The following is a 13,104-nucleotide window of genomic DNA, read 5'->3' as shown; positions in this document are numbered from 1 at the left end:
TGGGGGGTCTCCAGGGTCGACGACGCCGGGAGGGACGCGGCGTGTCGAGGGCTTCGGCAGCCGACGGTGCCGACTTGAGGTCGCGCCGGGTGCGCCGCCGCCCGCCGGCGGTGCTCGGTGGCCTAGTCGAGGCCGAGCGAGAACGCCGACTCGAGGTCGTGGCGGGAGTAGGCGCGGAAGGCGATGTGGGTCTCGGTCTCCTTCACGCCCTCGACCTTGTTGAGCTGGTCGGCCACGACGTGGGCGACGTCGTCGTGACGCCGCACGCGCACCATGGCGACCAGGTCGATCTGGCCGGTCACGGAGTAGACCTCGGTGACGCCCTCGAGCGCCGCGATCGCCTCGGCGACCTCGGGGATGCGGTCGACCTCGGCCTTCACGAACACGATGGCGGTGATCATGGGCTCAGCCTAGAGACGACGTCGAGGCCGTGAAGGCCGCGGGCTCGAGCCGCCGGGCCGCCAGCAGGTCGAGGTGCCGGCCGGCGCCGGCGACGGGGCAGGTCCACTCGCCGTCGACGTCGACCAGGCGGACGCCGGGCGCCTCGAGCCAGCGCAGCACCCGCTCGGTCTCCTCGGCGGTGGCCGCGGGCACCGGACCCGGCGTGGCGGGCGGCGGCGGGACGGTCTCGGCGCCCGCGCGCAGCAGGTCGACGTAGGCGTGCGCGTCGGCCCCGGGCGGGATGACGCCGGCCGCGGCCAGACGGCCGTAGCGCACGACGTGGACGGCCCAGCGCGTGGCGGTGCCGCTGCTCGACCCACCCGGCGTGGCGACGTCGTCGCGGCGGATGGCGACCACCTCACGGCAGTGGGTGAGCGAGGTGAGCCGTTGGGTGCGGGCGGCGGCGCGCACGAACGAGGCCAGCCGGTCCCGGTGGACGCCGGCCTCCTCGTAGCGCTCGTCGGCGGCCAGCGAGGCCATGCGTGCGTTGACGACCTCGACGACGTCGTCGGGCCGCTGCAGCAGCGTCTCGCGCAGCTGCCGGACGACGGCGGCGTAGGTGTGGTCGTCGACGCTGCCGTCGCACGGGGACAGGCACCGGCCCATCTCGGCCAGGACGCACGCGGTGCGGCTGGGGGCGCGGCCGAGCCGGTCGCTGCACTGGCGCACCGGGAAGGTGTCGTGCAGCGCGGCGAGGCACTGCTCGGCGGCGGCGCGGGAGGAGAACGGGCCGAGGTAGTCGGCGTCGTCGTCGAGCACCCGCTTGACCAGCGAGAGCCGGGGCCAGGCCTCGCGGGTGAGCTTGAGGAAGGTGACCTTCTCGGGATGGCGGGAGCGACGGTTGTAGGACGGCTTGTGCTGCGCGATGAGCCGCAGCTCGCGCACCTCGGCCTCGAGCGGCGTCGCGCACTCGATGGCCCGCACCCGCGAGGCCAGCCGCACCATCTCGCCCATGCGGGAGCGGGTCTCGGAGGCGGTGAAGTAGGAGCGGACCCGGCGCCGCACGTCGCGCGAGGTGCCGACGTAGAGGACGCGCTCGGCGTCGTCCTCGAACAGGTAGACGCCGGGGGCGTGCGGCAGGCCGTCGGCGAGGTGGCGCTTGCGGCGCTGGGCCGGGCTGACGCGCGTGGAGAAGGTCTGCAGCTCTTCGAGCGTGTGGACGCCGAGGCAGCCGACCCGCTCCATCAGCCCGTGCAGGACGTCGACGGTGGCGCGGGCGTCGGACAGCGCGCGGTGGTCGGGGGTGGTGCCGGAGCGGAAGACCCGAGCCAGCGAGGACAGCTTGTGGTTGGGCGCCTCGTCGCGGGTGACCACGCGGCGGGCGAGGACGGCGGTGTCGACGACGTCGAAGGTGGGCCACGGCCGCTGCTGCCGCTCGGCGAAGTGGCGCAGGAAGCCGACGTCGAAGGGGGCGTTGTGGGCGACCAGGACGCAGCCGGCGGCGAACTCGAGGAACGCCGGCAGCGCCGACTCGATCGGTGGGGCGTCGCTGACCATCGAGTTGGTGATGCCGGTGAGCACCGCGATGAAGGCGGGGATCTCGGTGTGGGGGTTCACCAGCGTCTGGAACTCGCCCAGCACCTCGCCCCCGCGCACCTTGACCGCGCCGATCTCGGTGATCATCGACCCGGCCTGCGCCGACCCGCCGGTGGTCTCGAGGTCGACCACGCAGAACGTGAGGTCGCGCAGCGGGCGGCCGAGCTCGTCGAGGCTGCGCTGCGCCTCCCAGCGCGCTCCCGGGCCGGCCGTGGTGGTCATGTCGCCGCACGCTAGGCGGGGCCACCGACACAGTGGTGCAGGCACGCCCGGCCCGGCCCCGGGCTGGGCCCCGTGGTGCGGGTGTGACGGGTGTGAGGTCGGCCTAGGGGGTCGCGGCGGCCCGGCGCGCGCTCGACTCGTCGTGCAGCCCGCGCCAGGCCGCACGCCACGCCGCCGGGACGCCGGTCGGCAGCTGATCGGGCAGCACGCTCGCGCCGAGGTCGTAGGGGTTGCGGGTCAGCCGCACGCCCCCGGTCTCGTCGAACCACAGCAGGTTCGCGTGGCCCCGGCCCTCGCTCTCGGCCCGTGCGGCGGCGGCGTGCACCGCGCCGACGATGTCGGCGGCCCGGTCGCGGTTGCGGCCCAGGGCGAGCGCGGCGTAGAGGACGGCCATCATCGCGTGGCCGTCACTGCGCCCGACGTGGCCGAGGAGGGCCTCGGCGACGTCGCGGGGCCTCGCGATCGCGACCGGCACCAGCTCCTCGGTCTCGTACGCGCCACGGGCCGTGTCGCTGCGCACCCGCTGGTGGTCGCCCACCTGGTCGGCGGTCAGGTCGACGCGGGCGAGGTAGAGCACGGCGGTGACCAGCTGGCCGTCGGCGTTGACCTGGTAGACGCACAGCGGCTTCAGCTGCTCGCGCGGGATCTCGAGCCCGATCTCCTCCAGCGTCTCGCGGTTGAGGCCCACGACCGGGTCGGGCAGCCCGTCGGCGTCGACGTCGAACGTGGGGGCGAGGACGCCGCCCGCGGACGCCGTCAGCTTGCCCGGCGACTGGTCGACGACGTCCGTGCGACGGGCCAGGAGCACGTGGCCGTCGCGGGTCACCACCGCCACCTGGGCGGTGAGGTTGGACGTGCGCGGCGGCTGCGGCGTGGACGCGATGCGCGTGCCGAGGGGCCCGACCTCGTACGGCGCGGCGCGCGGGTCGTCGGCGTCGGTCACGCTGCCGAGGTGCTTGCAGGCCCGCCCGCCGCCGAGGGTCCAGGTGACGGGGGTCGTCGGGTCGGGCGGACCGACGGCGCCCTCGCTGAGACCGAAGCAGCTGCGTGCGGTCTCGACGACGAAGACCAGGCCGTCGCGCTGCGGCAGCACCGCCAGCGAGGCGCCTCGGGTGAACAGCACCGGCCCGTCGTAGGAGCCCACCGGCGGCGCGTAGCCGCAGTGCGGCGCCTTGTCGGGCGGGTGGGCCTCGTCGAAGGTCTCGTCGTCGTCGTGCGCGCCGAGGTAGGTGGCCGAGTGCCACATGAGCACCGAGTCGGCGCACCGCGCCTTGCTGGCGGCGGCGTCGACGAGCACCCGGTGACCGGTCAGCGCAAGCACGAAGGACGCGAACGAGTCGGGCGCGTCGGTGTAGCCGGCCACGGCGGGCGGCACGGGACGCAGCTCGACGAACGGGGTGACCGCGTCGACCAGCGCGACCAGGAAGGCCTGCACCCGCTCGGTCTCCTCGCGGAACAGCCACGACCACACCAGGCGGCGCGAGCCCGGCCGGGTGGCCTCCACGGCGACGTCGTGCATCGCCTCGGCCACCGCCGGCCACTCGGCGGGCCGGGGCACGGCTCGGCTGCCGGAGACCGGCGGGGCGTCGAGCTCGAGGGCCCGCAGCAGCTCGGGCAGGCCGGAGGTGATCGGCTCGGTCGGGCTCTGGCGGGCCACCTCGACCGCCCGGTCGAGCAGGTGCCGCTGCACCCGGTCGGTGAGGGGCGTGCTCCGGACGGCGGCGGCACCCAGCCGCACCCGTGAGGACGCCGCCCGACGCAGTCCCCAGTCGGAGCGGCGCGCCACCAGCACCACGACCGGGGTCAGGGCGATGAGGAGTCCGACGGCGGACGCGGCCACGTCGATCCAGTCGGTCCAGCCCACGCCCCCACTCTCTCAGTCCCGACCCGGGCCTCGTGGTGCACATGCGACGGGTGTGGCGACGGCCCTGGTCGTCGTCCGCCACGCCGGGCCGGACGGCGTTGTCGGTGGTCGCGGTCAGAGTGCGTCGCATGAGCACACGAATCGACTGCGACACCTGCGTGGTGCGCGGCCTGGCCTGCCACGACTGCGTGGTCACGGTGCTGCTCGGGCCACCGCCCGAGCTGGCCGAGCTGAGCATCGACGACGACGAGAGGCGCGCGCTCGACGTGCTGGCCGAGGGCGGGCTGGTGCCGCCGCTGCGGCTCGTCGTCCCCGTCGCCGGTCCGGTCGTCGAGTCGGCCTGAGCGGGAGTCGGACGGATGTGGACGCCGTGTTGGCAGCGCTCGGGACCACCCATTACGGTGGCCGCTGGTGTTCGTGCCAGCGGGTCCGACGGGTCCGCGCGAACGCCGCGCTGAGTCCGGCGACGCGGGTGAGAGCCCGTCGAGCCGGAGCCGGGGAACCACGTACGTATCTGGGGTGAATCCCCTGTGAGACCGGATCGCACCCGCGGTCCGAGGAGCAGGGGTAGGGCAGGTCGTGTCCGAATCCGTCAGCTCACCCGGTAGGCGTACGACACGCGAAGGACGCTCCATCTCGTGACCTCACCCCGGGCGCGCCTGGCCAGCATGGCCGCCGCCGTCTCCATCGTGGCCACCCTCGGGCTCGTGCAGAGCTCACCGGCCCAGGCGGACCCCGACATCGACGACGTCCAGGACCGGGTCGACCGGCTCTACCACGAGGCCGAGCAGGCCTCCGAGCGCTACAACGACGCCAAGATCGAGCTCACCGACCTCAAGCGCGACCTCGCCGGGCTGCGGTCCGACGAGCGCCGCGCCGCCCGCTCGCTGGGCGGCGTCCGCGACGAGGTGCGCCAGGCGATCCTGCGCCAGTTCGGCGCCGAGGGCGACCTCGGTGCGGTCGACGACCTCGCCGCCGCCGGCGACCCCGGCGCGCTGCTGTCGACGCTGTCGACGATGTCGTCCTACGACCAGCTGCAGCGCGGCATGTTCGACGACTACTCCACCGGCCTCGAGGCGCTGGCCATCCGCCGTGACGCCACCGAGAAGCGGCTCGAGCAGGTCGCCGACGTCGAGGAGCAGCTCGCCGACGAGAAGCAGACCATCGACGACAAGCTCGCCGACGCCAAGGACCTCCTCTCCGACCTCAAGGAGGAGGAGCGGCAGGCGCTGCTCTCGCGCGGCTCGACCCGCGTGCCCTCCGACGTCCCCGCCTCCGGCCGCGCCGCCGCGGCCGTGCAGTACGCGATGGCCCAGGTCGGCGACGCCTACGTCTACGGCGCCGCCGGTCCGAGCGCCTTCGACTGCTCGGGCCTGACGATGATGGCGTGGGCCCAGGCCGGCATCGGCCTGCCGCACTCCTCGGCCGCCCAGTACGGCACCGGCACCCGCGTCTCCACCAGCGACCTGCAGCCGGGCGACCTGGTCTTCTACTACAGCCCCATCAGCCACGTGGGCATGTACATCGGCAACGGCATGATCGTCCACGCGGCCAACCCGGGCGCCGGCGTCAAGGTCTCCCCGATGAACGAGATGCCGCTCGTCGGCGCCGTCCGACCGGGCTGACCCCGCACGACGGGTGCCCGCCGCTGGGGCGCCGCGGCTAGTCTCGGGCCGAGACCGACCGACCGGAGGGCCGTGCGCTGAGCGAGCCCGACCACCCGACCCCGGGTGCGGCCGGCCCCCTGCGCTGGTGGCCGGTCGGCCTGACGCTGCTCGTGCTGGTGGCGCTCGGCACGGTGACGTGGCTGGTCGTCGTCCCCGACGAGCCGACCGACCCGGACGACGAGCCCTACGCCGCCGCCGTCCCCACCGACGGCACCGCCCGGGTCGATGCCGGGGCGGCGGCCCTCGCGCTGCAGCGCCTGGCCCGGGCGGTCGAGGACGGCGACCGGGCCGCCGCCGAGGCGCTGGCCGACCCGGCCGACGCCGACGCCGCCACGCGGCTCGGCGAGGTCGTCGACACCGCCGTCGCCGCACGGGTCGTCGACGTCACGATGCGCTACGTCGACGAGGAGGGGGCGCCCGCCGACGACGGCACCTGGGCCGCCGCGGTCGACGTCGGCTGGCGCTACGCCGGGTTCGACCGCGCGAGCGCGACCACCGAGGTGCAGGTGCGGTTCGCGCCGTCCGGTCGCGCCGGCACCCCGGCGCTCGTGGCGGGCCTGGGCGGCGGGTCGCTGCGCACGCCGGTGTGGCTGAGCGGGCCGACGGACGTCGTCCGCACCCGCGACCTGCTCGTGGTGGTGGCCGACCCCGGTGCCGCGACCGAGACCTACCGCCGGCTGGCGGCGCGGGCCGTGCCCGAGGTCGCCTCGGTCGTGACCACGTGGCGCCCGCGGCTCGTCGTGGAGGTGCCGGCCGACGGCGCCGCGCTCGAGCGGGCCCTCGACGCCGAGGAGGGCAGCTACGGCCAGATAGCGGCGGTGGCGGGCACCGCCGACGGGTCGGTGGCCGCGGGCTCGCCGGTGCACGTCTTCGTCAACCCCGACGTCTTCGACACCCTCGGCCCGGTGGGGCGGCAGGTGGTGCTGACCCACGAGGCCACGCACGTCGCCACCGACGCCCCGCTGAGCCAGGCGCCGACCTGGCTGGTGGAGGGCTTCGCCGACTACGTCGCGCTGCGCGACGTCGACCTGTCGCTGCGCGAGACCGCGGGCCAGGTGGCCGGGCAGGTGCGGGCCGACGGGCTGCCGACGGCGCTGCCCGGCACCGCCGAGTTCGACACCCGCGGCCCGCACCTCGGCGCCGTCTACGAGGCGGCGTGGCTGGTGTGCGTGACGCTCGCCGAGCGGCGCGACGGGGAGGCGCTCGAGCGCCTCTACACGCGGGTCAGCGACGGCGCCGACCTCGAGCAGGCGCTGGCCGACGGGTTCGGCTGGAGCGTCGCCGACCTGGTGCGGGCCTGGCGGGCCCGCCTGGCCGGGCTGCCCGGTGCCGCGGCCTGAGAGGGCCGGCGCGAGGGTCGAGCGCCGCGTCGCGCTGGTCACGCTGGCGGTGGGCCTCGTTGTCCTGGTGGTGCTCGGCGTGCTGCTGGTGCCGTGGGACGCCGTCCCGGGTGGGCCGGTCGAGCCGGTGCCGGCCCACGAGCTGTTCACCGACGCCCAGCTGGCGCGGGCCGAGGCCTACTCCCGCTGGGCACGGGTGTGGTCGTGGTCGTCGCTGGGCGTCTCGCTGGCGGTGGCGTGCTGGCTCGGGCTGAGCGCCCGTGGACGCCGGCTGGTCGGCCGCGCGACCTCGCGGGTGCCCGGGCCGTGGTGGCTGCAGGCGGTGGCGGCCGTCGTCGTGCTGACGGTGGTCGGCCGGCTGCTGACGCTGCCGTTCGCGGTGGGCCTGCAGCGGCTGCGCCTCGACCGCGGCCTCACCGGGCAGGCGTGGACGGCGTTCGCGACCGACGTCGTGCTGCGCGAGGCGGTGGCGGTCGTCGTCGCCTCGATCGGGGTCGTCGTCGTCATCGGCTGCGCCCGCCGGTGGTGCCGGGCGTGGCCGGCCGTCGTCGGCACACTGGCGGCCGCGCTCGTCGTGGTCGGCTCGTTCGTCTACCCGGTGGCCGTCGAGCCGCTGTTCAACGACTTCGAGCCGCTGCCCGACGGTCCGCTGCGCGCGGGCATCCTCGAGCTGGCCGACCGCGAGGGCGTGCGGGTCGACGACGTCCTGGTGGCCGACGCGTCGCGGCGCACCACCACGCTCAACGCCTACGTCTCGGGGTTCGGCGGCACCCGGCGGGTCGTCGTCTACGACACGCTCGTCGAGACGCTGGACGACGACGAGGCGCTCTCGGTGGTGGCCCACGAGCTCGCCCACGCCAGCCACGGCGACGTCGTCACCGGCACGGTGCTCGGCGCGGCGGGGGCGGCCGCCGGCGTCGGGTTGCTCGCGCTGGCGCTGGGGTGGCTGCGGCGGCGCGGCGCGCCCGGGCCGGGGGAGCCCGCCGTCGTCCCGGTCGTCCTGGCGCTCGTCGCGGTGGCGACGCTGCTCGCCGCGCCCGCGCAGAACGCCGTCAGCCGCGCGATCGAGACCCGCGCCGACGTCGACGCCGTGCGCGCCACCGGCGACCCCGACGCGTTCGTCGCGATGCAGCGCCGGCTGACGCTGCGCTCCCTCGCCGACCCGACGCCGCCGGCCCTGGCGGCGCTGTGGTTCGGCACCCACCCCGGTGTGCTCACGCGGGTGGCGGTGGCCGAGCGGGTCGGCGGACGCTAGCCGGCGTCCCGCCGGACCGGCGTCCCGGCCTCAGTCCGCGGTCTGCGAGAACGCCGCATCGAGGTGCCCGCCGAGCAGCAGCACTCCGGCCACCACCACGATCACGATGCCGGCGACGAGCAGCCCGTACTCCAGCGAGGTCGCCCCGCGGTCGAGGCGGTGACGGGTCGTTCGGACGGCGTCGAGCAGCCTGCGGACGACGGTCATGGGGGTCTCCGAGCCTGTGGGGGTGGGGCCCGCCGTCCGAGTGACGGACCCCCGCGAGCCGCATCATCCTGGCCCCGACCTCGCCGTGTGATCGACCTCTCGTCCCGACCCCCTGGTCACCCCCGCACCCGGGTCGGATGGCAACTCCTGGCCGACCCGGGTGTCACACGGTCGGCCGGTAGTCCCTGACGGCAATCAAGGATTCCGGGTTCAGAACCTTGATCTTCGTCAGGGACTACCGCCGACGACGTGTCGCGACCTATCGCCGGGGCGAGCCGGCGGGGCGGGGTCGGACGATGGAGAGCAGGCCGATGCGCATGGCGGTGACGAGGGCCTGGGCGCGGTTGGTTGCGCCGAGCTTCTGGTAGATGCGCGTGATGTGCGACTTGGCGGTCGACTCGCTCAGGTAGAGCCGCTCGCCGATGGCCGAGGCGCTCAGGCCGTCGGCGAGCAGCAGCAGGACGTCGTGCTCGCGCTTGGTCAGCGAGGCCGACTCGCCGGTGGTGCGGCGCATCATCGCCCCGACCAGGCCGGCGCAGATGAACGAGCCGGGGGAGACCGCGGCGTGGCGGGCGGCCTTCACGACCTCGGAGGACGGGGCGTCCTTGCCGACGAACCCGGAGGCGCCGGCCTCCATCGCGGCGAAGATCTGGTCGTCCCCGGAGTGCATCGTCAGCACGATGACGCCGACGTCGCTGCGCTTGCTGCGCACCGCGCGCACGATGTCGAGGCCCGTGCCGTCCTGCAGCTGCAGGTCGGCCACGATCACGTTCGGGCGCAGCTCGCGGATGCGCTCCAGAGCCTCGGCGACCGTGGCGGCCGTGCCGACGACGTCCATGTCGGGCTCCATGCCGATGACCGTGCCGAGACCGCTGCGGATGAGCTCGTGGTCATCGACCAGCAGGAGGCGGATGCCGTCGCTCATGGGATGACTCTCGCACCCCCCGACCGGCAGGGGAACCTCCCCGCCCCTCAGGCGGTGCCGCGACGGGGGTCGCCGATCTGGACGGCGACGGTCAGACCGCCGTCCGGACGGTCCTCCACGGTGAGCCGGCCGCCGGCCAGCCGGGCCCGCTCGCGCATGATCTTCATGCCGTGCGAGTCGCTGCGGGCCTGCTGCAGCCCGCGGCCGTCGTCGACGACCGTGATCAGCGCGTCGGGCGCGTAGACGGTGCAGGTGACCTCGATGCTGGTGCACTCGGCGTGCTTGATGGCGTTGTTCATCGCCTCCTGCGCGATGCGGAACAGCTCGGACTCGACGTCGGGCCGCAGCCGCGTCGCGTGCTCGTCGAGCCGCACCTGGATCGGGATCTGCGAGGCCTCGCTGAGGTGCCGCGCCACCGCGCCGATCGCGGCCCCGAGGCTCTCGGACTCGCCGATGCTGGTGCGCAGCGTCAGCACCGACTGCCGCACCTCGGCCACGATGCGGCTGATGCGCTCGCGCAGCATCTCCAGCTGCGCGCGCTGCTCGTCGGACGCCGGCCGCGCGGCCAGCGCGTCGACGACGTAGCCGAGCGAGGCGATGTCCTGCGCGACGCCGTCGTGCATCTCGCGGGCGAGCCGGCGCCGGACGTCGGCCGAGGCGGTGTCGCGGAAGTCGGCGAACAGCACGGCAGTGTCGAGCTGCACCGCCTTGGTGCGCAGGTCGGCCCGCAGCCGCTGCGTGGTGCGGGCGACCTCGTCGGCGCTGAGCCCCGCCGTCGGCGACAGGACGCCGCCGAGGACCGCCGACTCGCCCACGGGGAAGGCGAAGGTGCGGCGGTCGGACAGGGGCAGCGAGCGGGCCCACGCCTCACCGGCGAGCTCCTCGGCGGCCGTCAGGTCGTCACGTCCGCCGGCCCCCTCGGGGGTGCGGCTCACCAGCGGCACCAGCACCTCGCCGCGGGGCACGTACAGCGCCATGCCGGCGGTGGGCAGCGCGTCGCCGACCACGGCGACCACCTCGCCGGCCAGCGTCGTGACGTCGAGGCCCGAGCTGAGGTCGTCGGAGAGGTCGAGCAGCTGCCGGATCAGCCGTTGGGCGTCGAGGTAGGGCGCGTGGTCGGTGTCGGTGGGGGCGAGCGCGGCGTGCACGAAAGTGCCGATCAGGCCGAGGCCGAGCGCGGCCATGCCGGCGGTGAAGGTGGCGAGGGTCTGGTCGGCGGTGAAGCCCTGGTAGGCCACGAGCACGCTCAGCACGAACGCCGCCAGCTCGACCAGCAGCGCCACCAGGCTGCGCCGGGCGCCCCCGAGGACGGCGGCCGCGAACGCCGGCAGCGCCAGCACCAGCAGGATCGCCTGCGTGTCCTGCACGATCTGACCGCTGGCCAGCCCGACCGCCGCGGCGTCGAGCAGCGCCGCCACCCGCACCAGCTCGGCGCTGCGCTCGGCGAGCGTGCACAGCACCCACACCAGGCTGATCGCGACCAGCGCGAGCAGCGTCATCGACTCGCGGTACCAGAGCACCGGCGCGCCGATGGCGACGAGCGCGAGCAGCCGCGCCCCCATCACGATGCGGGCGGCCTGCGGGCTCGGCGCCTGCGCCGCCCGGTCGCCGCGCAGCAGCCCGACGGGCCCGGTGGTGCCAGCGGGGCCGCCGGGGCCGGCGCTCACCTGGGTCTCACCCTGGGGCTCACCGGTACAGGTCGGCGATCTCGTCGCGGAACGCCCGGACGACGACGTTGCGGCGCAGCTTCAGGCTCGGCGTCAGGTGCCCGGCCTCCTCGGTCCAGTCGCGGTCGAGCACGACGAACCGGCGGATCGACTCGGCCTTGGAGACCTGCGCGTTGGCGGCGTCGACCGCCTGCTGCACCTCGGCGACGAGGTCGTCGTCGCGGGCCAGCTCGGCCGGCCCGCCGCGCTTGCCGTGGCCCTGCGCCCACTGCGCCAGCGCCTCGGCGTCCAGCGTGACCAGCGCGGCCACGAACGGCTGCCGGTCGCCGACGACCAGCGCCTGGCTGACCAGGGGGTGCGCGCGCAGCCCGTCCTCGAGGACGGCGGGGGCGACGTTCTTGCCGCCCGCGGTCACCAGGATCTCCTTCTTGCGCCCGGTGACGCGCACGAAGCCCTCGTCGTCGACCTCGCCGACGTCGCCGGTGTGCAGCCAACCGTCGGCGTCGAGCACCTCGGCGGTGGCGGCGTCGTCGTCCCAGTAGCCGGCGAAGACCTGGCCGCCGCGCACCAGCAGCTCGCCGTCGTCGTCGACCCGCACGGCGGCGCCGGGCAGCGGCCGGCCGACGGTGCCGACCTTGTGCGCCTCGGGGGTGTTGGTGGTGATGGCGGCGGTGGTCTCGGTGAGGCCGTAGCCCTCGAGCACCGGGATGCCGATGCCACGGTAGAAGTGGCCGAGCCGGTCGCCCAGCGGCGCGCCGCCCGAGACGGCGAAGCGGCAGCGACCGCCGAGGTCGTCGCGCAGGCGGCGGTAGACGAGCCGCTCCATCACGGCGTGGCGCGCCCGCAGCACCGGCGAGCGGCGTCCGCGGTCGAGGGCGCGCGACCAGGCGATGGCGGTGGTGACGGCGCGGTCGAAGACGGCACCGCGGCCGTCGGCGGTGGCGCGCTGCGAGGCCGTGGTGAACAGCTTCTCGAACACGCGCGGGACGGCGAGCACGAACGTCGGGCGGAAGGAGCGCAGGGTCGGGGCGAGGGTCACCGCGCCGGCGCTGTGGCCGAGCCGCACGCCGGCCGTCACCGCGCCGACCTGGATGACGCGGGCGAGCACGTGCGCGAGGGGCAGGAACAGCAGGGTGGCCGGGGCCGCGTCGTCCCCGCCGGTGGCGCCGCCGGCGTCGGCACCACCGCCGTCGCCGTCGTCCGACTCCTGGGCGTCGGGCGCGAACAGCGTGCCGAGCTCGTGGAGGGTGACCGCGACCTCGGTCATCAGGTTGCCGTGGGTGAGCACGCAGCCGCGGGGCCGTCCGGTGGTGCCGGAGGTGTAGATGACGGTGGCGGGGTCGTCGGGCCCGGCCGCCGCCCGCCGCTGCTCGAGGACGTCGTCGGCGACGTCGGCGCCGCGGCGGACGAGGTCGTCGACCGCGCCCTCGTCGAGGGCGAGCACGTGGGCGAGCGCGTCGAGGCCGCCGCGGACGCCGTCCACGAGCGCGAGGTGGTCGCTCGTCTCGACCAGCGCGGCCCGGGCGCCGCTGTCGCCCAGCGCGAGCTCGACGGTGGCGGCGGGGGAGGAGGGGTAGACCGGCACGGTGACCGCGCCCGCGAACCAGATGGCGTAGTCGAGCAGCGTCCACTCGTAGCGCGTGCTCGACATCAGCACCACGCGGTCGCCCGCCCCGACACCGAGGGCGACCAGGCCCTTCGCGACGCCGCGCACCTCGTCGAGGAACGCGGCCGCGGTGACGTCGTCCCAGTCGGCGTCGGGCGCGGCCGCGGGCGGACGGCGCGAGAACGCGACCCGCTGCGGGGCGCGCTCGGCGTTGCGCACCACGGCGTCGGTGAGGTTGCCGGCGGTGGGCAGGTCGAGCGTCAGCGGGGTGGAGTACTCACGCACACGGGCAAGGTAGCGCCCGGGGCCCCGCGCCGGCCGTCGCCCGGGCCGCCCGGGCCGCCCGGGCCGCCCGGACCGTGTCCTCGGGCACG

Annotated in this window: 11 protein-coding genes and 1 riboswitch; of the genes, 4 read left to right on the top strand and 7 right to left on the bottom strand. The window is 75.4% G+C overall.

Annotated features, from left to right (window positions below):
• Positions 1-122: 122 nt before the first annotated feature.
• The 3 genes from ABEA04_RS15115 to ABEA04_RS15105 all read right to left on the bottom strand — a co-directional run bounded on the left by ABEA04_RS15115 (position 123) and on the right by ABEA04_RS15105 (position 4,063).
• Positions 123-401, bottom strand: a complete 279-nt coding sequence (locus tag ABEA04_RS15115; protein ID WP_345460139.1) for an Lrp/AsnC family transcriptional regulator — start codon at positions 399-401, stop codon at positions 123-125.
• Between the two features lie 4 nt (positions 402-405).
• The gene (locus tag ABEA04_RS15110) at positions 406-2,199 is read right to left on the bottom strand and encodes a DEDD exonuclease domain-containing protein (protein ID WP_345460136.1); all 1,794 of its coding nucleotides are present in this window, start codon (positions 2,197-2,199) and stop codon (positions 406-408) included.
• A 103-nt stretch (positions 2,200-2,302) separates the two neighbouring features.
• Positions 2,303-4,063 (bottom strand): NUDIX hydrolase, encoded by a 1,761-nt coding sequence (locus ABEA04_RS15105; RefSeq protein ID WP_345460133.1) that lies wholly within the window; start codon positions 4,061-4,063, stop codon positions 2,303-2,305.
• Between the two features lie 128 nt (positions 4,064-4,191).
• Here ABEA04_RS15105 and ABEA04_RS15100 point away from each other — a divergent pair, with 128 nt between their 5' ends.
• From ABEA04_RS15100 to ABEA04_RS15085, 4 genes are all read left to right on the top strand, one after another.
• Complete coding sequence (locus ABEA04_RS15100; protein WP_345460130.1) at positions 4,192-4,407, top strand: hypothetical protein; 216 nt, start codon at positions 4,192-4,194, stop codon at positions 4,405-4,407.
• Positions 4,408-4,505: 98 nt separating this feature from the next.
• A riboswitch (cyclic di-AMP (ydaO/yuaA leader) is annotated at positions 4,506-4,690 on the top strand.
• Positions 4,691-4,701: 11 nt separating this feature from the next.
• Positions 4,702-5,688: a C40 family peptidase gene (locus ABEA04_RS15095; protein WP_345460127.1), complete on the top strand. Its 987-nt coding sequence runs from the start codon at positions 4,702-4,704 to the stop codon at positions 5,686-5,688.
• A gap of 152 nt (positions 5,689-5,840) precedes the next feature.
• Positions 5,841-7,070, top strand: coding sequence for a hypothetical protein (locus ABEA04_RS15090; RefSeq protein WP_345460124.1), 1,230 nt, complete (start codon positions 5,841-5,843; stop codon positions 7,068-7,070).
• Positions 7,071-7,119: 49 nt separating this feature from the next.
• Positions 7,120-8,325 carry a M48 family metalloprotease gene (locus ABEA04_RS15085; RefSeq protein ID WP_345460121.1) on the top strand — a complete coding sequence of 402 codons (1,206 nt, stop codon included), beginning with the start codon at positions 7,120-7,122 and terminating at the stop codon, positions 8,323-8,325.
• A gap of 30 nt (positions 8,326-8,355) precedes the next feature.
• Here the strand turns inward: ABEA04_RS15085 and ABEA04_RS15080 are convergent, their stop codons facing one another.
• From ABEA04_RS15080 to ABEA04_RS15065, 4 genes are all read right to left on the bottom strand, one after another.
• A complete protein-coding gene (locus ABEA04_RS15080; RefSeq protein WP_345460118.1) occupies positions 8,356-8,532 on the bottom strand; it encodes a Flp family type IVb pilin in 177 nt (58 codons plus the stop codon).
• Between the two features lie 259 nt (positions 8,533-8,791).
• Entirely contained in the window at positions 8,792-9,457 is a 666-nt protein-coding gene (locus ABEA04_RS15075; RefSeq protein WP_345460115.1) for a response regulator, read from the bottom strand.
• A 47-nt stretch (positions 9,458-9,504) separates the two neighbouring features.
• The gene (locus ABEA04_RS15070; RefSeq protein ID WP_345460112.1) at positions 9,505-11,124 is read right to left on the bottom strand and encodes a sensor histidine kinase; all 1,620 of its coding nucleotides are present in this window, start codon (positions 11,122-11,124) and stop codon (positions 9,505-9,507) included.
• A 19-nt stretch (positions 11,125-11,143) separates the two neighbouring features.
• Entirely contained in the window at positions 11,144-13,015 is a 1,872-nt protein-coding gene (locus ABEA04_RS15065) for an AMP-dependent synthetase/ligase (RefSeq protein WP_345460109.1), read from the bottom strand.
• Positions 13,016-13,104: the final 89 nt, after the last annotated feature.

The organism is Nocardioides marinquilinus, from assembly GCF_039543705.1.
Classification (GTDB): domain Bacteria; phylum Actinomycetota; class Actinomycetes; order Propionibacteriales; family Nocardioidaceae; genus Nocardioides; species Nocardioides marinquilinus.
The sequence above is the reverse complement of the archived record's forward strand: the minus strand, read 5'-3'. Positions and strand labels throughout refer to the sequence as shown.

Coding starts and splice junctions, on each gene's coding strand:
- ABEA04_RS15110 (WP_345460136.1), bottom strand. CDS start 2,199: ATGACCACCACGGCCGGCCCGGGAGCGCGCTGGGAGGCGCAGCGCAGC.
- ABEA04_RS15080 (WP_345460118.1), bottom strand. CDS start 8,532: ATGACCGTCGTCCGCAGGCTGCTCGACGCCGTCCGAACGACCCGTCAC.
- ABEA04_RS15115 (WP_345460139.1), bottom strand. CDS start 401: ATGATCACCGCCATCGTGTTCGTGAAGGCCGAGGTCGACCGCATCCCC.
- ABEA04_RS15075 (WP_345460115.1), bottom strand. CDS start 9,457: ATGAGCGACGGCATCCGCCTCCTGCTGGTCGATGACCACGAGCTCATC.
- ABEA04_RS15100 (WP_345460130.1), top strand. CDS start 4,192: ATGAGCACACGAATCGACTGCGACACCTGCGTGGTGCGCGGCCTGGCC.